Origin of the sequence: Rhizobium sp. CB3060, assembly GCF_025200735.1 — a bacterium.
GTDB lineage: Bacteria > Pseudomonadota > Alphaproteobacteria > Rhizobiales > Rhizobiaceae > Rhizobium.
Window position 1 is genome coordinate 1,574,497 of the sequence record NZ_CP104158.1, and the last position, 22,825, is coordinate 1,597,321.

13 protein-coding genes are annotated in these 22,825 nt (G+C 60.4%); 2 read left to right on the plus strand and 11 right to left on the minus strand.

Annotated elements, in window-relative coordinates; genetic code table 11:
* Positions 1 to 64: 64 nt before the first annotated feature.
* Entirely contained in the window at positions 65 to 7,168 is a 7,104-nt protein-coding gene (locus N2601_RS07760; protein ID WP_104823258.1) for an apolipoprotein A-IV repeat region-like domain-containing protein, read from the plus strand.
* Positions 7,169 to 7,303: 135 nt separating this feature from the next.
* Here N2601_RS07760 and N2601_RS07765 read toward each other — a convergent pair whose 3' ends face one another.
* The 10 genes from N2601_RS07765 to N2601_RS07810 form a co-directional block, all read right to left on the minus strand.
* Complete coding sequence (locus N2601_RS07765) at positions 7,304 to 7,630, minus strand: RcnB family protein (RefSeq protein ID WP_104823259.1); 327 nt, start codon at positions 7,628 to 7,630, stop codon at positions 7,304 to 7,306.
* 203 nt (positions 7,631 to 7,833) lie between these two features.
* Positions 7,834 to 9,444 carry a glycoside hydrolase family 43 protein gene (locus N2601_RS07770; protein ID WP_104823260.1) on the minus strand — a complete coding sequence of 537 codons (1,611 nt, stop codon included), beginning with the start codon at positions 9,442 to 9,444 and terminating at the stop codon, positions 7,834 to 7,836.
* A gap of 123 nt (positions 9,445 to 9,567) precedes the next feature.
* Positions 9,568 to 10,599, minus strand: a complete 1,032-nt coding sequence (gene mgrA / locus N2601_RS07775; protein WP_104823261.1) for an L-glyceraldehyde 3-phosphate reductase — start codon at positions 10,597 to 10,599, stop codon at positions 9,568 to 9,570.
* Between the two features lie 69 nt (positions 10,600 to 10,668).
* Positions 10,669 to 11,802: a Gfo/Idh/MocA family protein gene (locus N2601_RS07780; protein ID WP_104823262.1), complete on the minus strand. Its 1,134-nt coding sequence runs from the start codon at positions 11,800 to 11,802 to the stop codon at positions 10,669 to 10,671.
* A 10-nt stretch (positions 11,803 to 11,812) separates the two neighbouring features.
* On the minus strand, positions 11,813 to 12,574 hold the full coding sequence (locus N2601_RS07785; protein ID WP_104823263.1) for a sugar phosphate isomerase/epimerase family protein: 762 nt from the start codon (positions 12,572 to 12,574) through the stop codon (positions 11,813 to 11,815).
* Between the two features lie 81 nt (positions 12,575 to 12,655).
* Positions 12,656 to 15,133: a beta-mannosidase gene (locus N2601_RS07790; protein ID WP_104823264.1), complete on the minus strand. Its 2,478-nt coding sequence runs from the start codon at positions 15,131 to 15,133 to the stop codon at positions 12,656 to 12,658.
* Between the two features lie 56 nt (positions 15,134 to 15,189).
* Positions 15,190 to 16,281 carry an ABC transporter ATP-binding protein gene (locus N2601_RS07795; RefSeq protein ID WP_104823265.1) on the minus strand — a complete coding sequence of 364 codons (1,092 nt, stop codon included), beginning with the start codon at positions 16,279 to 16,281 and terminating at the stop codon, positions 15,190 to 15,192.
* A 3-nt stretch (positions 16,282 to 16,284) separates the two neighbouring features.
* A complete protein-coding gene (locus N2601_RS07800) occupies positions 16,285 to 17,214 on the minus strand; it encodes a carbohydrate ABC transporter permease (protein ID WP_245463980.1) in 930 nt (309 codons plus the stop codon).
* A 4-nt stretch (positions 17,215 to 17,218) separates the two neighbouring features.
* Positions 17,219 to 18,124 (minus strand): carbohydrate ABC transporter permease, encoded by a 906-nt coding sequence (locus tag N2601_RS07805; protein WP_104823267.1) that lies wholly within the window; start codon positions 18,122 to 18,124, stop codon positions 17,219 to 17,221.
* A 218-nt stretch (positions 18,125 to 18,342) separates the two neighbouring features.
* Positions 18,343 to 19,578, minus strand: coding sequence for an ABC transporter substrate-binding protein (locus tag N2601_RS07810; protein ID WP_104823268.1), 1,236 nt, complete (start codon positions 19,576 to 19,578; stop codon positions 18,343 to 18,345).
* Positions 19,579 to 20,039: 461 nt separating this feature from the next.
* Between N2601_RS07810 and N2601_RS07815 the strand changes: the two genes are divergently transcribed.
* A complete protein-coding gene (locus tag N2601_RS07815; RefSeq protein ID WP_104825116.1) occupies positions 20,040 to 21,074 on the plus strand; it encodes a LacI family transcriptional regulator in 1,035 nt (344 codons plus the stop codon).
* A gap of 64 nt (positions 21,075 to 21,138) precedes the next feature.
* Here N2601_RS07815 and gndA read toward each other — a convergent pair whose 3' ends face one another.
* The gene (gene gndA, locus N2601_RS07820) at positions 21,139 to 22,566 is read right to left on the minus strand and encodes an NADP-dependent phosphogluconate dehydrogenase (protein ID WP_104823269.1); all 1,428 of its coding nucleotides are present in this window, start codon (positions 22,564 to 22,566) and stop codon (positions 21,139 to 21,141) included.
* Positions 22,567 to 22,825 lie beyond the last annotated feature (259 nt).

The following is a 22,825-nucleotide window of genomic DNA, read 5'->3' on the forward strand; positions in this document are numbered from 1 at the left end:
GACGTTGGCGGATTTCCGGAGAAGACACGGCAGGCCCGATCGAGTTGTAACGAGGCGTAACCGTATGGCGAACAAAAAGTACATCGAGTCGATCGAGGACAAGGCCTTTCAGGCTTTGGACGAAGCTTTGCAGATCGATTTCAGTGACGAGAACTTGGAGCCTCGCAGCGGTTCAACGCCTGACACCCCGGAGACAAGAGTGTCTGAGCCATCGAATCCGCCTGCAAGACAGACTCAGGATGATGCGGCACGCAAGGCAGCCGCTGCGCGGAGCGCCGCCGCAGCGGCTCGACCGACCGAAGTGCCGAAGAGCCCGATCTTTGCTCCGGCCAATGACGCCAATCGCGTCAGCCCGGCCAGCATCCTGAAATCCCTCGATGGCGGTTCTCAGAGCCGCGCCGTACGCAACGCGACCATCTTCTCGCTGTTCTGGATCGTCGGCGGCATCGGCCTCGCTTTCCTGCTTTACGGCCCGCAACTCTTGAATATCCGCACGGTCGCCGATCTCGCCGCCCTCCCCGGCGTCATCGCCTGCATCATCGGCATCATCGTTCCCGTCCTTCTGTTCTATGCTTTCGGCATAATGATTTCGCGCGCGCAGGATATGCGCAATGCAGCTCGTTCGATGGCGGAAGTGGCGCTGCGGCTCGCCGAGCCGGAAACCGTCGCTTCCGAGCGCATCATGACGGTCGGTCAGGCCGTGCGCCGCGAAGTCTCGGCCATGAACGAAGGCATCGAGCGGACGATTGCTCGCGCCACCGAACTCGAGACGCTCGTTCATACCGAGGTCAACGCGCTGGAGCGCAGCTACGCCGACAACGAACTGCGCGTGCGCGGCCTCGTGCATGAGCTCGGCTCCGAACGCGATGCCATCGTCAACCACGCCGAACGCATCCGCTCGTCGATCGTCGGCGTGCACGACCAGATCAAGGAAGATCTGTCGCTGGCGACCGAAGAAATTGCCGTGCGGCTGTCGACCTCGGGCGAAGCTTTCGCCTCCATGATCGATACGCGCGCTGCGACGCTGATGGAGAAAACGGATACCGCCGTAGAGGCGCTCGGCACCCTCCTCGCCGCCAAGACCGATAGCCTGCTGCAAAATCTCAATGCATCCGGCTTTGCGTTGAGCCAGGAATTCGACACGCGTCTTGAATCGCTATCGTCGACGCTGGCGGAACGCGGCAAGGAGCTGTTGGGGCAGTTCGAAACCCGCGCCTCCACGCTCGATGCCAACACCGAGAAGCTGAACACCGCGCTCAACGAACGCGCCCGTCAGTTGAACGAGACGCTGGTCGCCCGCACGCGTGAAATCAGCGAGAGCTTGACCGGTAGCGAACGCTCGATCACCGGCACGCTCGATGATGTGCTCTCCAAGCTCAACACCGCGCTCGATGAAAAGGGCGCGAGCTTCCGCCAGAGCCTGCAGTCCACCGCAGACGACACCATTATGGACATCGACCTGCGCTCCGGCTTCTTCGAGGAGCGTATGCAGTCGACCGTGGCGCAGATTTCGACCGCCTTTGACGAGCGCGTTTCGGAATTCACCTCCGCTTTCGACAAGCGCGCCGGCTCGCTGGACAGCAAGCTGTCGGAAAGCCTGACACGGATCAATGAAACGCTGAGCGGCGGCTCGGATGCCATCGACGGCATCCTGAATTCCAGCATTGAACGCCTCGGCTCTTCGCTGACCGACCAGTCCTTTGCCCTGGCGACGACGCTTGCCACCAGCCAGGAAGTGCTGGAAAGCGCGATCGGCTCCAAGGCCGGCGAGATCGCCTCCGCTCTCGAAGGGGCAACAAACGGGATCACCTCGGCCCTGACCTCGGGCACCAGCGAACTGAACTCCGCCCTCGCCTCGCATGCCGGCAGCTTCACGTCCGCGGTCCAGGGCGTGACGCGCGATGTCTCCGCCGCCCTGCAAAGTGGCACCGAGGAACTGACATCAGCTTTTGCCGGCCGCTCCGGCGAACTTACGGACACGCTTGCGGCACATTCTGGCGAATTCAGCAAGGCGCTGCAGACGGCGACCTCGGACATCTCCTCCGCCTTGAACAAGGGCACGAGCGAGCTGACCAATACCTTCCTTGGCCGCGCCAGCGAGATCAACAATACGCTGTCGGCCCGCACCGGCGAAATCACGCAGGCACTCGGCTCCGCTCACGAGCGCATCGACGCCGTCATGGCCGAACGCAGCAGCGCCCTGTTCGGCGCGCTCTCCGACAACCAATCGCGCTTCGAACAGACGCTGGCCGATCGCTCCGAGGGTATCATCAACGCCGTCACCGGCAGCCACGAGCATCTGACCGCGGCTCTCGACGAGCGCACCTCGATGCTGGCCATTTCGCTTGCCGAAAACCAGCTTCGCCTTGAAAACACGCTCGCCAGCCGCGCCGATACGATTGCCAGCACGGTTGCCGAAACCCACAGCAAGCTGGCCGACACTCTGGACGACAAGGTCATGGCGCTCGCCATCGCGCTGTCGGACGGACAGTCGCGCATCGAGGACACTTTGAGCGGCCGGGCCGAGAGTCTGACCAGCGCGCTGGCGGAGACCCACAACAAGCTCACCGACACGCTCGACGACAAGACGATGGCGCTGGCCATTGCTCTCTCCGACAGCCAAGCGCGCCTGGAAGACACATTGTCCGGTCGCGTCGAGGGCTTCACCGGTGCGATTGCCGATACGCACAACGCGCTGGCAACTACCCTGGACGACAAGACGAGAGCACTGGCCGCCGCACTCAGCAACAGCCAGTCCCGTATCGAAGAAACGCTTTCCGGTCGCGTCGAAGGCCTGACCAGCGCGATTGCCGATACCCATAGCAAACTTGCCGACACGCTCGACGACAAGACGATGGCACTTGCCGTTGCGCTCTCCGAGAGCCAGTCTCGCATAGAAGAGACACTCTCCGGTCGCGTCGAAGGTCTGACCAGCGCCATTGCTGATACCCATAGCAAACTCGCCGACACGCTCGACGACAAGACGATGGCACTTGCCGTTGCGCTCTCCGAGAGCCAGTCTCGCCTGGAGGATACCCTGTCTGGCCACGCCGAAGGCGTCGCCGATACGTTGGAGGGCAAGACCAAGGCTCTCACGGCAGCATTGACGAGCGGCCAGGCGCGCCTCGAGGAAACGCTTTCCAACCGCGCTGAAGCGATCGCCAACGCTTTCACGGGCAGCCACACCGCCCTTGCCGATACGCTGGACGAAAAGGCGATGGCCTTGGCCATTTCGCTGTCCGATACGCAATCGCGCCTCGAAGATTCGCTTTCCAACCGACTGGACGCGCTCTCCGAGACGGTCGCCGGCACGCACGACAAGATCGTCAACAGCCTCGACGACAAGACGCTGGCGCTTGCCATCGCCCTGTCGGACAATCAGGCTCGCATCGAGGAAACGCTGGCAAACAGCGCCGAGGCGATCGCCCACTCCGTTACCAGTGGCCATGCGGCGCTAACCGATGCGCTCGATGACAAGAGCATGGCATTCGCCATCACGCTCGCCGAAAATCAGAGCCGTTTCGAAAGTGCCCTGGAAGCACGCGCCGATGCTCTTCTCGACAGCGTATCCGGTGCGGAATCCCGCGTCGCCGGCGCGTTTGGCGACAAAGCCGATGCAATCCGTGCCGCCTATACCGAAAACCAGGATCGTCTCGATCGCTCGCTCAGCGCCCATACCGAAGCGCTCTCCGGCCTACTCGGCAGCAGCAGCAACCGCATCGAAAACGTCGTTGGCGGCTCGGCCGAGCGCATCGAAAATGCGCTCAACACCACCACGCGCCAGCTCGAAAATACGCTGGGTGTCGGCCTGTCGCAGATGGATGAAAACCTTGCCTCCGCCTATGAGCGGATGCGCAACACCTTGGAAGATCGCAGCAACGCCATCAGCCTGACGCTCCGCGATGCCCATGCCCAGCTCGACAACACGTTGACCGAACAGGCGACCGCGATCGGCACCTCGATCGCCACCAGCGCCAGCATGCTGGAAATGTCGCTCGAAGATCGCGAAGTTTCGCTGCGCCAGACCATCGACGCCAGCGCGCGAGCGCTCGAAGAGCGGCTGCATGGCGGCGCCGGCGATATTGCCGGTCGCATTCAGCAGGCAGCCGGCGATATCACGCGCTCGGCAGAGACCTTCTCGACCAACCTTAACCAGTCGATCGACGGCATGACCAGCCGCTTCGCCGAAACCGGTTCGCGGGTCGAAGCCAGCCTGTCCGCCCTCGAAAACCGCATTCATGATGGCGTCGGCGGCGTTGCCGCCCAGGTCGATGCCGCCGGCAACCGACTGTCCGACACGCTTTCGAGCGGTATCTCTCAGATCGACCGCAGCGGCGACGACGCTGCAGCCCGCATTGCAGCCGCGCTCGACAACCGTCTGGCAACCATGGCAGAGGCGATCGACAGCCGCACCGCCAATCTGAGCCAGGCGCTCGAAAGCGGCAGCGCCCACATCGAAGAGCGCCTGTCGACCATGGACCGCGCCCTGAATGTCGGTCTGGAAGCCGTCAACCGCACCATCGAAGGCAAGGCCACCAACCTCGCCACCACGCTGCGCACTGCAGTTGCCGACGCCGCTCAGGGCATGGACAGCGAGGCGACCCGCACGGCAGACCTGCTCGCCCGCACCGGCCAGCAATTCGCCGACGATCTCGGCAATCGCAGCGATGCCTTTACTCGCTCCATGAACGAGCGTTCCGAAGAGATCGTGACGCGCGTCTCGGAAACACATAACCGTCTGGCGAGCCAGGCGGCTGCAGTCGCTCAGACTTTCTCGGAGGCTGGCAACGCGATCGTCAACAAGGTCGCCGAGGCCGAGGGTCTCGTCGGCAATCAGGTCAACGCCATCTCGCAGGCCCTGTCCTCCGCAGAGCAGTCGCTGGAGGCCCGTGGTGCTGCCATCCGCAACACGCTCGCCGGCGGCAGCGAACAGATCGCCTCCACCATGGCGCAGGTCGAACGCACGCTCGACGAACGCAGCAATGCGATCCGCACCAGCCTGGAAGATCGCGCTCGCGAGATCAACGCGACGCTTGCCGATGTCGACAAGGCTCTTGAGGCCCGTGGCACCTCGATCCGCTCTTCGCTCGACGAGCGCACGCGTGAGCTGAACTCCATGCTTGCCGGTCGCTCTAGCGAGCTGTCGCGCCTGATCGAAGAGAAGGCCCGCCCGATCGTCGACCGCTACGCGGCCACCGGGCAGGAAGCGGCAGCGCTGATCTCGGCCGCAGCTCAGGAAAGCAGCGATCGCCTGCGTGCAGAAAACGCCGCTTTGATCAACGCGATCGCATCGCGTACCAACGATACGCTGGCGGCGATCTCGGCCCGCACCGAACACGCCGCCAATGCAGTCAGCGCGCTGGAGAACAATCTGCTTGCCAGCGTCAACGGCATCATCGAGCGATTGGCGGAAAACAATTCTGCGATCGCTGGTATGCTGAGCGGCGCCGCCGAGGAATTCGCCACCATCGACAACCGCCTCAACGCGACGTCAGCCCGGTTTGCCGACTCCGCATCGAAGGCAGGCGAGATGGTTTCCGCCTCGACGCGGCTTCTCGAAGGCAAGGTCGACAAGCTCTCGGATATTTCCGGCAAGACATTGTCGCAGGTCGGCGGCATCATCGGCCGCTTCGACGAACATTCCAAGGTCCTGTCCCAGGCCTCCCAGCTTCTGGGTGCCGCGCAATCGAACCTCGTCTCGACGCTGGAAGAGCGCGAAACGGCGCTGCAGAACCTATCCATCGGCCTGGTTCAGCGCTCGGAGGAAATCGAGAACACCATGCGCGCCCTCGGCAGCATGGTGGAAAGCGCCTTCGACCGCGCAGAACAGCGCTCCAACCAAGTCACCGGCAACCTGCGTCAGGGCGTTCAGTCCTCCTTCGCCGATATCGGCCGAGTGCTCTCCGATGCGGAATCCCGCGCCGAACAGGCGGCAGAAAGCATGCGCAGTGCGCTGCAGAAGGCAGGCGAAGAGGCCAACCAGACGATCGACGGTACCTTTGCCAATGCCGAGCGTCGCTCAGGCGAGCTGACGAACCGTCTGCGCGGCGGTCTCTCCGCTTCGATCGCCGACATCGAGAATATGCTGACGGAAGCCAGCAAGACGTCCGATGGCGCAGCCCAGCAATTGCGCGAGACGCTGCGCGTCGCCGTTGACGATGCCGTCGGCCGCTTCTCGGGCGCAACCGACGAGATCCGCCGCTCAGCAGGCGATATCCGCCGGGAACTCGACCTGACCCGCAGCGAACTGAAGCGCGGTGCCTTCGATCTGCCGGAAGAGGCCAAGGAAAGCGCGGCCGCCATGCGCCGCGCCGTCGCCGAGCAGATCAAGGCGCTGCAGGACATTTCGCAGATTGTCGGCCGCTCGACGCAGCAGTTGGAGATCTCCGAGCCTTCGGCCCGTGCGCTGGCCGATGCGCAGCCAGCTCCGCGTCCCCGTCCGGCGGCACCTGCCCCGGCAGCGCCGGCTCCGGTTGCGGCAGCTCCCCGGCCCCAACAGCCTGCCCCGCAGGCGCCCGTTCAGCCGGTAGCACAGCAACCGGCGCCGCAGCAGTCGATAGCGCAGCAGCCAGCGCCTCAGCCACAGCAGCCGCCGATCGAGGCTTTGGGCCTTCGCGGCACCATTGCGGAGCGTCCGGTTGCGCCGCAGCCGCGCCCGATCGAGACGCCGGCTCCGGCCCGCCAGGAAACGGCGGCAGGCGGCGGCTGGATCAGCGATCTTCTGCGCGGTGCATCGCGCGACGACCTTGCCGACCTGCCGCCGGCTCGCCAGTCTGCACCACGCCCGCAGACGGAAGCAGCGCCGGTTGCGCGTAATCCGCGGCATGTGGTCGAATCGCTGAACTCGCTTTCGGTCGATATCGCCCGGGCCATCGACCACGATGCTTCGGTTGATCTGTGGCGGCGTTATCAGCGCGGCGAGCGGGATGTCTTTACCCGCCGCCTCTACACGCTGAAGGGCCAGCAGACCTTTGACGAGATCAAGCGCAAATACGACCGCGAGCCGGAATTCCGCACCGCCGTCGATCGCTATATCGCCGATTTCGAAAAGCTGCTTGCGGACGTCGCCCGCACCGACCGCGACCGCAGCGTGACGCAATCCTACCTGACCTCGGACACCGGCAAGGTCTACACCATGCTGGCCCACGCGGCGGGACGCTTGAGCTGATAACTTAGATACTGCGCAAACAGAAATCCCCGGTCATCGTGCCGGGGATTTTTGATTCAAGCCGGAATACAGGAAGTTCGGTCACAAAGGGCGGCCCATCGGACCGCCTTTCTCATTGCCGATATAAGGCTGAACTCAGCGAACGACTTGCACTTTGGAGATCAAGCCGCTGGTGATACCGACGAGCAGGAAGCTGTTGTGGATGCGGACCCAATGATAGCCGCGCGGCGGAGCCGACAGGTGATGACGACGATAGTCGACGCGGGTAGCCCGGCTACGATCGGCGGTAGATAGCCGGCGGCCGGTAACCCAGCCGCCCTTGCGCACGACAATCTTCTTCTTCTCGACATTTTTCTCGACGACAGCCTGCTTGTTTGCCGGCGCAGCATTGGCTTCAGGCGTCATCGCTAGCGGAGTCGCCAAAACCGAAGCGGTGAGCAGGACCGAGAAGAGCTTTTTCATCGAAGTGTTTCCTCAATTTATATCTGCGGACAAATTACCCCAAAAGCAATGAAACGAAACTGAAGATAGTGTTACAATTTCGTAATAGAAATATATGTTTGCGAGCATTTGTTAATCGAGTGAGTGCTTAAAGTTGGCAACTCAAAAAATTCGCCCGCCTTGCAAAGCATGGCGGGCGAATGATCGATCAAAAGTCGAAACAATCAGAGCTCGTCGTAATTGAACCAGTCGAAATCGGCCGTCTTTGCCCGACCCGACGTATCGAAGGCGAACATGCCGGCAAAGGCGCCCGTGAAGGAGCCATGTTCCCCGCGACCGCCCTCGTCCGAAATGACGCCAGCGTCGAGAACCGGGCCGATAGCCAGCCATGCTCCCATGCCCTCGGCCTGCCAGAAGAACTGCAGGTTGTTGTCGCGAATCTCCATGGCGAGCTGGATGCGTCCATTCGGAACGGAGATACCACCTCCGATCGGGAAGCTTAGCCGGCCATTCGGATAATCGCCGGCGCAGGTCATGATGGTGACCGAGCGGCCGAGTTTCTCATGCAAAGTGACGGCAATCGCATGCAGTTTGAACCTGTTATAGTAATGAGTCAGGCCGGCGACCTGCTGGTAGGTGTCGGGCTGGAACTCGACGACCGTTTCGGCGCGAAAGCTGTGGTGCTCCTGCCGGCGGGCGACGAGCGCCTGTTCGAACCATGAGCCTATGCTTTCCCGAGCAAACAGACGCAGATGCCCAGGCCGTTCCGTCAGGCTGAAGATGCGTTCCGGCTGCGGCGTGCGCAACCACTGGAAATCCATCGGCAGCTTGTCGCCATCGAAATTGTAGCCGCTGCGGCGCGGCTTCTCGACCAGCAGGGCGTTGCGCAGACCCTGTACTTCGACATCGGGAACAACCGTGCCGTTTTCGAGATAGAGCCAGCCGTCCTCTCTCCAGACGCATTTCTGCAGGCTGGTCTCGCGGCCGAGCGTGCAGCGGCGATGCGGCGACAACGGCCGGCCGGAGAGATGCGTGTGGTAAAACTGTCCGTCCGGTGTCTCGACATATTGGCCATGCCCTGCCCGCTGTAACGCTGCTTCCGGATGATCCTTCGAGGTGATGAGATGCTTGTTCGGATGCAGCTCATAAGGTCCGTCGATGTTGCGCGAGCGCGCCATGGTGACGGCGTGGTCGTAGCCCGTTCCACCTTCGGCCGTCGTCAGATAGTACCAACCGTTTCGCTTGAAGAGATGCGGCCCCTCGACCAAGCCAAGCTCGGTGCCTGCAAAAATGTTTTTGATCGGCCCCTTCAACGATTTCGTAGCCGGATCCCACTCCTGCAGCAGGATACCATCGAAGGCGGGCGTCTTCGGCGAGCCGCCGTAGCTTTCGGTGCGATGGTTCCATTGCATGTTGACGAACCATTTGCGGCCGTCATCGTCATGGAAGAGTGAGGGATCGAAACCCGAGGAATTGACATAGGAGGGCTCGGACCATTCGCCTTCGATCGTCGACGACGTCACGATGTAGTTATGCGCATCCTTGAAATTGCCGTCGTAGCGTTTGACATCGGTATAGACCAGCCAGAACAGGCCATCGGCATAGGAGAGGCATGGCGCCCAGATGCCGCAGCTATCCGGCTCGCCGCGCATGTCGAGCTGCGAGGCCCGCTCCAGCGGTCGGCGCGCCAGCGTCCAATTCACCAGATCCCGCGAGTGGTGTATCTGCACACCCGGATACCATTCGAAGGTCGAAGTGGCGATGTAATAGTCCTCGCCGACGCGGCAGATGGATGGATCGGGGTTGAAGCCCGGCAAAATCGGGTTGCGGATCATGGGACCATCTCCTTCAGAGAACTCGTCAATATGCGCCGTTCGTACGGCAATGGAAACGATGCACCGGTCACGACGAGGACCAAGCAAAACGCCCGGAACCTGGTTCCGGGCGTCTTTGAATGTTTATTCGCGCTCGGCCGACTTGGCCCAGAGATTGATATCGGCCTCGCGGGCGTAGACATCGATCTCCTTCAGCTCCTCCGGGGTAAACTCGAGATTGTCGAGCGCCTTGACGCAATCGACGATCTGCGACGAGCGGCTGGCGCCGATCAGCGCGGAGGTGACCCTGCCGCCGCGCAACACCCATGCAATCGCCATTTGCGCCAGCGTCTGGCCGCGCTTCTCAGCGATCCCATTGAGCTTGCGAATATTATCGATGATCGACGGACGGATGAAGTCGCGTTTCAGGAAATGGTTCTGGGCGGCGCGGCTGTCCTCGGGAATGCCGCTCAGATATTTCGTCGTCAACATGCCCTGGGCGAGCGGCGAGAAGACGATCGAGCCGATGCCGAGCTCTTCCAATGTGTCAACGAGACCGTCATCCTCGACCCAGCGGTTCAGCATGGAATAGCTCGGCTGGTGGATCAGGCAAGGCGTGCCGAGATCCTTCAAGATAGCGGCTGCCTCGCGCGTACGCTGCGAACTGTAGGAGGAGATGCCGACATAAAGCGCCCTGCCCGAACGAACGATATGGTCGAGCGCAGCGCAGGTCTCTTCCAGCGGCGTATCCGGATCGAAACGGTGCGAATAGAAGATATCGACATAGTCGAGGCCCATGCGCTTCAGGCTCTGGTCGCAGGAGGCGATCAGGTATTTGCGGCTGCCCCATTCGCCATAGGGACCCGGCCACATGTCGTAGCCTGCCTTGGAGGAGATGATCAGCTCGTCGCGCAGACCGGCGAATTCGGTGCGCAGGATCTCGCCGAAAGCGGTCTCGGCGCTGCCGGGAGGCGGGCCGTAATTGTTGGCGAGGTCGAAATGGGTGATGCCGAGATCGAAGGCAGTGCGGCACATATCGACCTTGCGGTCGTGCGGGGTATCACCGCCGAAATTATGCCAAAGCCCCAGCGAAACCGCCGGCAGCTTCAGACCGGAGCGGCCGGTTCTGTTGTATTTCATGTTCGCATAGCGATCGGATGCCGGTTGCCAAGCCATGGTTCCAATTCCTCTGAGATGAAAAGCGCGCGGACTCCTCGCCCGCGCGCAAACTAGCTTTTCGCGCGCTTACTTCAAGAGCGCCTGCGCCTCTTCGATGCCGAGAGCAGCCGGCTGCGTGCAGGTCGTGGTCAGATCGACGAAGCGGTTCTCCGCACCCGATTTCAGGATCGAGGTCATGACATCGACGCCGTGCAGTGTACGGTCGAGCGAGCAGCGAGCATCGCGGCCATCGATCAGCGACGCCGCCAAGTCGGCGAGACCAGCCGTGCGATAGTTGGCACGCGCGCCGTTCGGGCTCTCCTGATTGACAATGCCGAAAGGATGGGCCCATTCGCCGAGCGGCTCGATGTCCTTGCTGCGACCGCTGGCCTCGACCGTGCCGCCAAAGAAGTTCGGATCGGGCACGTAGAGGGAACCTTCGGTGCCGTAGAGCTCCATGTTGGCATGGCGATGCGACCAGACATCCCAGCTTGCCGTTAATGTCACCGTTGCGCCGCTGACGAATTCCAAGAGCGCCTGGATCGTCGTCGGCGTCTTCACGGGGATGACCTCGCCACTGCGCGGCTCGCTCGTGATGGTACGGGTTTCCGACGCCATCGACGTCATGGCGCCGACGCGCTTGACCGGGCCGATCAGGTTGATGAGATTGGCGATGTAGTACGGTCCGAGATCGAGGATCGGGCCGCCACCCGGCAGGAAGAAGAAGTCCGGGTTCGGATGCCACATTTCCATGCCTGGGCTCATGACGTAGCACGCGCCTGAGGTGATACGTCCGATGCCACCGTCGTCTACGAACTTACGGGCGAGCTGATGGGCGCCGCCGAGGAAGGTGTCGGGAGCGCAGCCGACGGCAAGCCCCTTCTCCTTGGCGATGCGGCGCAATTCTTCGCCCTGCTCCAGCGTCAGCACCAGAGGCTTTTCGGAATAGACGTGCTTTCCGGCCTCCAGAATGCGCTTGGAAACCGCGAAGTGCGCGTCCGGGATCGTCAGATTGACGATGACGTCGAGCTCATCATTGGCGAGCAACTCGTCGATGGTCTGCGCTTTGACCTTGTATTCCTCGGCGCGCAAGCGTGCCGCGTCCATGTTGATATCAGCGCAGGCGAGCACTTTCAGGCCCTTGAAGAGCGGAGAAAGCTTGAAATAGGTGGTTGAAATATTGCCGCATCCGATGATGCCGACGCCAAGTTCCTTAGTCATGTGGGATGCCTCAGTAGGTCTTGAAGGATGCGATGGAACGGGTGATCAAGCGATCGATATCGCTCGGATTGTCGTGCTCGAGCACATAATGCTTTGCCTTGGTGCCAGCGAGCGCCTTGATCAGCTTCGGCCACGGAACCGTCCCATGACCGAGATCGGCCCAGCCGTCTTCATCCTTGTTTTCGCCGAGCGCAGCGATGTCCTTGACATGCACGGAGGAAATGCGCGAACCGAGCTTTTCGATCCAGGCAAAAGGATCGGCACCGCCACGGATCACCCAGGCGATGTCGGCTTCCCAGGATATCTCCGGAGCGCCCTCGAAGATCTGCTCGATCGGCAACGAACCGTCGGCCTGCTTGACGAATTCGAAGTCGTGATTGTGCCACCCGAACTCGAAGCCGGCATCCTTGTAGGGCTTGCTCATCTCATGCAGGCGTTTGCCGAAAGCCAGCCAGCCGGCGGCATCCTTCGGGCGCTGATCGGCGCCGATATGCGGCGCATAGATCGAATCCATACCGAGAATTTTGGCGATGGTCAGCGACTTCTGCACTTCGCCATCGAGGAAATCCGGGCTGAAATGGCCGCTCGTCATGCTAAGGCCATTTTGGTCGAGCTCAGCACGCAGGCTCTTCAAACCAGCTTCGTCCAGATCGGAATAGATGCCGCCAAAACCTTCGACTTCCGCATACCCGGCCTTGCCGAGCTTTACGAGGATATCCGAATAAGGCTGAAAATTGCGGGCGCTATAAAGCTGGAATCCAAGTTTCGTCATCGATATTTCCTCCAATGGCCTCGCGGCCTGTTGTTTTGGGCCTCAGGCCCGTAAATCGCCGCCGAAAGGCGGCCGGATATCTCAGTCTACCGATTGGCTGGCCAACGATTGACTGGAGTGCAAGTCGTAGAAGCGGAAATCGGGAACGCTGCCGGCAATCGGCTTTGTCGGCGTGAAGACGATGCGGCGGCTCTCGCCGGCGGCGAGATCGAACGCATTGTCGGAGTAGCGCCCTTCCGTCTCGCTTTCGATCATCACGAACAGGGCCAATCCCTTCGCCGTCACGGTGAGTTCCAACGTGCCGTTCTCCTCGATCTCCTCCCGCAGCACCGTCAAACCCGCAGGCCGTAGCTCCAGAGCCTTATAGGTGCCGTGAACATAGTGCCCCTCGCCGCCCATTCCGTTCGATGCGGTGAAATGCCACGCCAACAGGCAATCGGCCGGCACCTGGGACGCATCGATCGACAGCGCCGTGACGGCTGCATCCGGTGTGCAGACCGCATGCGCGGTCGTCAGCGGGACTCGCTCGCCATCGAGCTTGAGCAATGACACCGCGATGTCGGCGGTGACGTCCGCATTGGTGTCGTTGACGAGCGAGAAACGAATGGTCCTGTTGTCTTCTGACGGAATGGCGGCGACAGAAACCGGCTGGAAGAAACGACGCACCAGATAATGCATCACCTTCCAGCGCCCGCCGTAATCGAGGCTCGACCAGGAAGCCACCGGCCAGGTGTCGTTGAGCTGCCAGTAGATGGTGCCCATGCAATGCGGCTTGAGCGACCGCCAATATTCGACCGCGGTCTTGATGGCGAGGCCTTGCTGCACCTGGCTCAGATAGACGAAGTTGGGAAAATCCTTCGGAAAGCGGAAATAGCGGAACATCGTGCCGGCGATGCGCTCGTTGCCGCCGGCATTCTTCTGGTGCAGCTCCATGACCGGCGATGCGATATTCATATCCTTGGCGTCGGCATAGGTCTTGATGACAGGCAGCGAGGTATAAGACTGGAAGCCGAATTCCGAGCAGAAGCGCGGACGCACGGAACGGTAATTGTCGAAGGACTTGTTCTCGTGCCAGACCGACCAGTAGTGCATGTCGCCGGAGCCGTCGGCATGCCAGGCATCGCCGAAATTGAGATAGCCGGAGGCCGGGCTCGACGGCCACCAGATCGCATCCGGCGCGGCTTTCTTAGTGGCCTGTTCGATCGTCCGGTTGAGGCGGTCGTAGGAGACGAGATAGCGGTCGCGGTCTTTGCGGGATTCCTCGAACCAGGTAAGCGCCCCCACCAGCTCGTTGTCGCCGCACCAGAGCACGATCGACGGGTGCGTCGCCAGACGCTTGACCTGATAGCCGACCTCAGCCTCGACATTCCCGAGGAAATCGGCGGTCGAAGGATAGAGATTGCAGGCGAACATGAAGTCCTGCCAGATCATCAGCCCCAGGCGGTCGCAGATATCGTAGAACCAGTCATGCTCGTAAAAACCGCCGCCCCAGATGCGGATGATGTTCATGTTCGCTGCCGCGGCCGATTGCAGCAAGTCCTCGGTCAAGGCCGGGCTCGAACGTGAAAACAGCGCATCCGCCGGGATCCAGTTGGCGCCGCGGGCGAATATCCCGCGCCCGTTGACCTTGAGTGCGAAACGGCTGCCCGCCTCGTCCTTGTCGGTGATCAACTCGACGGTGCGCAGGCCGATTTGCCGCGTCACAGTCTCGGAATTGGTCTCGACAGAGAGAGTATAGAGGGTCTGTTCGCCGCTGCCGGCCGGCCACCAGAGCTTCGGCCTGTCGATATGGAAGACATGCGTCACCGAGGTCTCGCCCGCATTGACGCCGACATCAAGCCGCAGACGCTCGTCGTCGAGCGAGAAATAAAGCTGAGCAACGCCAATACCCTTCGCAAACAGCGCTACAGTGACGATGAGATCGACCGAGCCGTCGCCATTGTGCTCCTGCCGGGTGACCATATTCTCGATGCGGGCGATCTCGAGCTTCTTCAGCGCGATCGTGCCGTAGAGGCCGAGCGGTGCCACCGCGATGTTCCAGTCCCAGCCGAAATGGCATTGCGGCTTGCGCAGCATATTGCCATTGGGGATCGGCGAATTGGCGGTGCTGTAGGGAATGTAGAATGGTTGCCTTGCCTGCAGTTCGGCACCCGCCTTGATGCTGGAATGCAACACGATGCGGATGGTATTCTCGCCTGCCTTCAGGGCTTTCGAGACATCCGGCCGATAGCGCTGGAAGCAATTATTGCCTTCGAGAACGAGGGTGTCGTTGACATAAACGCTCGCCACCGTGTCGAGATAGTCGATGTCGAGATACCAGTCGCCGTCTGCGTCATCGAGCGTAAAGCGGCGCTCAATTTGCCAATCCTGCTTCGCGACCCACTGCACCACTTCTTCGTTTCGGCCGAAATAAGGATCCGGAATAACGTCTGCGGCATGAAGAGCGGTGTGGACATCGCCCGGCACAGGCATGGAAAGAGAATGATCGCTGTCCGGCGAGGTAAGCCGCCACTGACCAGCCAGATCGATAATAACAGTGCCATTGAATGAAGACGACATCGGACCTCCGGAACCCGCTGCAGATGGAGGCGACAGTGCCGCCTCCATTCATATGATCATATTCTGAGTTCTGTTTGTGCGTCAAAGAGCGAAGCGAGCGACATATCGAAGCCGAGCTTCACGGGCGTCGCCGGGCTGAAACGCCGCGCTCCGTTGATGCGCACCGACATGGTATGGCCGGCGTGCTTGAGCCAGAGCAGGTTGTCGGCGCCCATCGGCTCTTCGATATCGACCGTTGCGTTGTGCACCTCGGTGTCGGGACCCAGATCCTCATTCACCTTGATATGCTCGGGCCGGACACCAAGAATGACCTTGCGGCCCGGCTCCAACGCCTCGCCGGCATTATAGCCACCGAGCGAGAAAATCACATTGTTGGTGGCGAAAGCTATCCTGCCCTCCCGGCTCACCAGTTCGCCATGCAGGAAATTCATCGACGGCGATCCGATGAAGCCGGCAACGAAAAGATTGCGCGGCTTGTTGTAGATCGTCGTCGGATCATCGAGCTGCTGGATGATACCGCTCTTCATGATGGCGATGCGGTCGGCGAGCGTCAGCGCCTCGATCTGGTCGTGGGTGACATAGATCATCGTGTTCTTCAGCGACTGGTGCAGACGCTTGATTTCGACGCGCAACTCCGATCGCAGCTTAGCATCGAGGTTCGACAAAGGCTCATCGAACAGGAACACGTCGACATCGCGCACTAGGGCACGGCCGATCGCCACACGCTGGCGCTGGCCGCCGGAAAGCTCCGCCGGTTTGCGCTTGAGCAATGGCTGGATCTGCAAAATCTCGGCCGCCCGCGCAATGCGCTTGTCGATCTCTGCCTGCGGCACCTTGGCGACGTGCAGCCCGAAGGAAAGGTTCTTTTCGACCGTCATCTGCGGATAAAGCGCATAGGACTGAAACACCATGCCGATGCCGCGGTCCTTGGGCTCTTCCCAGGTGACGTTCTTGCCCTTGATGAAGATCTTTCCTTCTGTGATATCAAGCAGGCCGGCGATGCAGTTGAGCAATGTCGACTTGCCGCAGCCGGACGAGCCGAGCAGCACGAGGAACTCACCGTCGTTGATCTCAAGGTTGAGGTTCTTCAGAACGGTGACCGCGCCGAAATCGAGCGACAAGTCTTTGATGGAAACGCTGCTGTTCATGGATCACCCCTTCACTGCGCCGGCGGCGATGCCACGGACGAAAAGCCGCCCGGAGACGAAATAAACGACCAGCGGAACAAGACCCGTGAGGATTGTTGCCGCCATGTTGACGTTGTATTCCTTCACGCCTTGGACGGAATTGACGATATTGTTGAGCTGCACGGTCATCGGGTAATACTCCGGCCTGGTGAAGACGACACCGAACAGGAAGTCGTTCCAGATACCCGTAATCTGCAGGATCATGGCGACAACGAAGATCGGCAGCGACATGGGCAGCATGATGCGCAGGAAAATCTGCCAGAAACCCGCACCATCGATACGCGCAGCCTTGAAGAGCTCCACCGGCAGCGATGCGAAATAATTGCGGAACAACAAGGTCAGGATCGGCATGCCGAAGATGCAGTGCACCATGATAAGCCCGCTAAGCGTGCCGTAGATGCCGATTTCGCGCAGCACGATGACGATCGGATAGATCATCACCTGATAGGGGATGAACGCGCCGATGATGAGGATCGAGAAGAAGAAGTCCGCCCCCTTGAACCGCCAGTTGGCGAGCGCATAGCCGTTGACCGAAGCCACAGCGATCGAGAAGATCGTGGACGGCACGGTGATGCGGACGGAATTCCAGAACCCGCGGGAAAGACCGTCGCAATTGAGACCGGTGCAAGCCGTTGCCCAGGCTTTCACCCAGGGTTCGAATGTGATCTCCAGTGGCGGCGAGAAGATGTTGCCAAGCCGGATTTCCGGCATCCCCTTGAGTGAGGTGACGATCATCACATACAGCGGCAACAGATAGTAGGTGGCGGCAACGAAGAGCGTGCCGTAGAGCATGATGTTGCGGCCGGAAATCACGCGGCGCGGCTTGGCACCCTGCGGTTCCGAATATGTCTGGTCAGTCGAGGCGAGACCGCTGTTCGCATTCTTGAGAGTGATGGTATCAGACACGTTTGCGCCCTCCGCCGAATTCCAGATAGGCCCAGGGGATGATGACGATCGCGACAGTGACCAGCATCATGGTTGAAGCTGCAAATCCCTGACCGAGGTTCTGCGCCTGGAACATGTAGTCGTAGACGTATTTCGCCGGGACCTCCGAAGCGATGCCGGGCCCGCCGCTCGTTTGCGCGACGACGAGGTCATAGACCTTGACGATACCGCTGGCGATGATGACTAGCGTGGTGATGAAGACCGGGCGCATCATCGGAATGACAATGAACAGATAGGTCTTCCACATGGGGATCCCATCGACACGCGCTGCCTTCCAGATATCTTCATCGATGCCGCGCAGGCCGGCGAGCATCAAACACATTACAAGGCCCGTTCCTTGCCAGAGGGCGGCGATCAGCACGCCGTAGATTACAATGCTCGGCGTATAGAGCGGATCGAAAGTGAAGGTCGTCCAACCCAGCGAACGCACCACCGACTGGATGCCGAATTCGGGATTGAGCAGCCACTGCCAGACAAGGCCGGTGACGATGAAAGAGAGGGCGAAGGGATAAAGGAAGATCGTGCGGAAGGTGTTTTCGAACCGGATCTTCTGATCCATCAGCGCAGCCAGCACAAAGCCGATGACGAGGCTGAAGATCATGGAAAAAATGCCGTAAACGGCAAGGTTTTCAATGGATACGACCCATCGCGGCGCCGCCCACAAGCGGTAGTATTGGTCCAGTCCGACGAAGCTCAGACGTGGCAGCAGCTTCGAATTGGTGAAGGAATAAACGACCGTCCAGATCGTGCCACCCATAAAGATGACGACAGCCGTTAAGATCATCGGAATGGATGCAATCTTCGAATTCAGATTGCGCAGAAATTGATTTGGCCGGTCGGCTTTCGCATGACCCGTCATTGTACCTCCTTCTGAAGCGCGACTGCTTCGGTGATCGGGAACCGGGTCAGTGGCCGCGGCTCCTCTCACTCCCTCCTCGTCCACGGTCGAACATCACATCCGTGCAGGTTCGCCGCCCATAAGGATCGCTGCAGCTAGCCGGCTCACAACATGTGTCCAGCCGTGATACCGGACCCGCCATAATGGGGGCCGGTATCACTACAGCGAGACGATTGAGATCAATCAGCCGCAGCGATGATCTCGACGAAGCGCTTCTGAGCCGCTTCCGGCGTCATCGAAGGATTGGCGAAGAATTCGGAGAACAGGTCCTCCTTCTGCTTCTGGCTGTCGGCAGAAAGAAGCTGGTCCGTACCCTGGATCACGTTACCCTTCTTCAGGATCTCCAAGCCCTTCTTCATGCAGTCGTTGGCGGAGGCAAGGTCCACGTCGCCACGCACGGGCAGCGAGCCCTTCTTCAAATTGAAGGCAACCTGCGTCTTCGGATCGAGCAGCGTCTTTGCGAGCGCTTCCTGAGCCTTCGACTTGGCCTCGTCCTTCAGCAATGGGAAGTAGAACGCGTCACCGCCCGTCGAGATGACTTCGTTGACGCCGAGACCCGGGAGGCAGGTATAGTCCGTGCCGGCCTTCTGGCCCGCCAAGGCGAACTCGCCCTGTGCCCAGTCGCCCATGATCTGGCCGCCGGCCTTGGCGGTGATGACCATGTTCGTCGCCTGGTTCCAATCCTGAACGTTGGAGCCCTTGGACATTTTGCGGGCGTCGTCGGCAGCCTTGAAGACCTTGGCGATCTCCGGTCCGGCGGCCACTTTCGCATCCTTGTCGCTAAACACCTTCTGGAAGGTGTCCTTGCCGGCGATGGCGACCATCAAGACGTCGAAAGCGCCCGCAGCCTGCCACGGCTGGCCGCCGACGGCGAGCGGAACGATGCCTGCCTTCTCCAGCGCGGGAGCGGCGGCGACGAACTCATCCCAGTTCTTCGGGACCGGAACGCCGGCCTTCTTGAAGGCGGCATTCGAAAGCCAGAGCCACTGCCAGGAATGGATATTGACCGGCGCGCAATAGATCTTGCCGTCGATCGTGCAGGAGTCGAGCAGGCTGGATGGGCGAATGATGTCCTTCCAATGCTCCTGCGTAGCGACATCGGTCAGATCACGCATGAGGCCGGCCTGCACAAGCTCTTCGGCCTGGCGGCCATGGTTGAACTGGGTGGCGCCCATCGGATCACCTCCAGTAAGTCGGCTGATCATGATCGGACGCGCCGTGCTGCCGGAACCGGCAATCGCACCATCGACCCAGTGATTGCCGGTCGCGTCGAATGCCTTTGCCAATTCGGCCACGGCGGCGGCTTCACCGCCGGACGTCCACCAATGGGTCACTTCCAGGTCGGTCGCCTTGGCCGCACCAAATGGTAACACGACGGAAGCAGCCAATGCGACAGCCATCAAACGAATATTCATGAGTTCTCCTCCCTCACTGAAACGTTACCGGAAAAACGTAGTCCAATCATTTTAAACGCGCAACCGCTCGCCCGCAAAATTTTTTCGCAAATTCAAATATACGACTCCAGATTACATTTCTCATTTCGGAAGAAGCCAACATGTCCGGCAATTCAACCGGCTAAATCATCTGAATCCTAATCAACAAATCTTTGATTTAATTATCATATATCGAGAATTTTCCGCTAAGATTTCTTAAACTCCTTTCGCAATTGCAAAAATTTTTGGCAGAGCCTGTGGATTCAACTACTGGGTATTCCGGCCTCCCCGACGTCAGAAAAAGCGCTCGACTTTTCTACTGTATCGTTACAGATTTTCGAAACGGAGGAGGAGTGACCACATCGCGCATATGCTTGCGGCGCCGCTGCAGGCAATATAAGCGGATGGTCGCGGGAGGCGGCCGGGAGGCAGCATTGCACGACATGGACAGTAAGAAGATTTCCGGCAGCGGCACTACACAATCGACGCACGAACGACCGACGCTCAAAACGATCGCCTTCATGACCGGGCTCGGAATAACCACCGTGTCGCGTGCCCTAAAGGATGCCCCGGATATTGGCGCCGAAACCAAGGAGCGGGTGCGCATGGTCGCCCGTCAATTGGGTTATCAGCCCAATCGCGCCGGCGTGCGCCTGAGGACCGGCAAGACCAACGTTATCGCGCTGGTCCTTAGCATCGACGAGGAAATCATGGGTTTCACCAGCCAGATGGTCTTCGGCATCTCCGAGGTTCTGGCCGGCACGCAATATCACCTCGTCATTACGCCGCACTCGCACAGCAAGGATCCGTTGGTCCCCGTGCGCTACATTCTCGACACCGGCTCGGCCGATGGCGTTATCATATCGCGCACGGAGCCGGACGATCCGCGTGTGGAACTCATGCATGAGCGCGGGATGCCCTTCGCCACGCATGGACGGACGAATATGGGGATTTCCCATCCCTTTCACGACTTCGACAACGAAGCTTTCGCACGCGAAGCGGTGCGCGCGCTGGTCGGCAGGGGACGACGGCGCATCGCGCTTTTGCAGCCGCCGGCCAAGCTCACCTACTACCTGCACACCCAGATCGGCTTCCAAACGGGCCTGCGTGAATGCAACGCCCAGGAGGTTCCGCTGAGAGCCAGCACCGACACGGCGCTTGCGGACATCAAGGATACTGTCGAGGAATTGATGCGCTCCTCGCATGCGCCTGACGGCTTCGTCTGCTCCAGCAGCGCCGGCGCCATCGCCGTCAATGCCGGCCTCGAAGCGGCGGGTCTTCGCCTCGGCCACGATATCGATATGGTCGCCAAGCAATCGACTGATGTGCTGAGCTGGATACGCCCGGAAATCATCTCGATCCTCGAGGATTTTCGCCAGGCCGGTCGGGAATTGGGTAAGGCGGTCATAGCGCGCATAGACGGCGTCGAGCCCGAATTGCTGCAAAGCATCAGCCCACCCGTCTGGCCGAAGAGCTGACAGGAAAAAGGCCCACCGGGATGTCCGGCAGGCCCTTTTGTCTCGTCAATCCGAAAGTGTACGATTAGCCGTTCGCGCCGCTGCCCCAAGGGCCGTGATGGATGTCCTTGCCATCGACGCGATCGAAGCCGTGGGCGCCGAAGAAGTCGCGCTGCGCCTGGATGAGGTTTGCAGTGCCGCGGGCCTGGCGATAGGCATCGAAATAGGTCAGCGCCGAGGCCAGCGCCGGAACCGGCAGGCCGGATGCCGTGGCCGCCGAAACAATGCGGCGCAGCGACGGGATCGATTCCTTGACCATGCCGGCGAAGGCCGGCGTCACGATCAGATTGGCTGCATCCGGCGCCTTGGTGAAGGCGCTGGTGATCTCGTCAAGGAACTGCGAACGGATGATGCAGCCCGCGCGCCAGATCTTGGCGATGACCGGCATCGGCAGCGACCAATTGAACTCCTTCGAGGCCTCCGCCATCACGGCAAAGCCCTGTGCATAGGCACCGATCTTGGCGGCGAAGAGGGCCAGTTCCAGGTCTTTCAGCAAATCGGGACCAAAGCCGATGGGGAACTTATAGTCCGGTGTGCCGAAAATCTCCTGAGCGGCTTCGCGCTGACCCTTGATGGCCGATAGGCTGCGGGCTGCGACGGCAGCTTCGATGGCGGTCGCCGGGATGCCCATGTTCTGTGCCTCGATTGCCGACCACTTGCCGGTGCCCTTCTGGCCGGCCTTGTCGAGGATGACATCGGGCATGGCGCTGCCAGTCGCCGGGTCCTTGGCGGCCAGAACCTTCTCGGTGATCTCGATCAGGTAGGAGTTCAACCGGCCCTTGTTCCATTCGCCGAAGATGTCGCTGATTTCGGCCGCGCTCTTGCCGAGGCCGTCGCGCAGGATGCCATAGATTTCGGCGATCATCTGCATGTCGGCATATTCGATGCCGTTATGGATGGTCTTGACGAAATGACCGGCACCATCGTTGCCGAGCCAGGCGACGCACGGATCGTCCTTGTACTTGGCGGCGATCGACGTCAGCACTTTCTCGACGCGTTTGTAGGATTCTTCGGTGCCGCCGACCATGATCGACGGACCATGGCGCGCGCCTTCTTCACCACCCGAGACACCCATGCCGATGAAGGTCAGGCCGGTATCCTTCAGGCGATCGAAACGCGCAATCGTATCGCGGAAATTGGCATTGCCGGCGTCGATCATGATGTCGCCCTTGTCGAGATGCGGCTGCAACGCCGCCATCTGCTGGTCGACCGGCTCGCCGGCCTTGATCATGATGATGATCGGCCGCGGCGGACGGATCGCGTCGACGAACTCCTCGATCGTCTTGCAGGGAATGATCTTGTCTTTCAGCGCACCGGCGTTCGCATAGAACTCATCCGTCACTTGCGGCGTGCGGTTGAATACCGCGATTTTATTGCCCTTTTCGGCAATGTTGAGCGCCAGATTCGATCCCATGACAGCGAGACCGATCAGTCCGATTTCTGCCTTTTCCACGACAATCCTCCAATGGGCTGCTTACTGCGCTGCACGACCTTGAGACGCAGTAACACTTTGAAATGACACATAACCCGGAAATCGACTCCGATTTTCGGGTCAGGCGTTAGTCCGATGTTGTTGCACTCCGGGCGTGAAACGGCAAGCCTTTGCCAGCTTCGAATCGTCTCCATTGCAGGACCGTGCAAGAATGCCCCAGGATTCTTCAAAACTGCAGCCTTTCCATTGAGCCGCCTGCGACCCAATTCTGCAATTCATC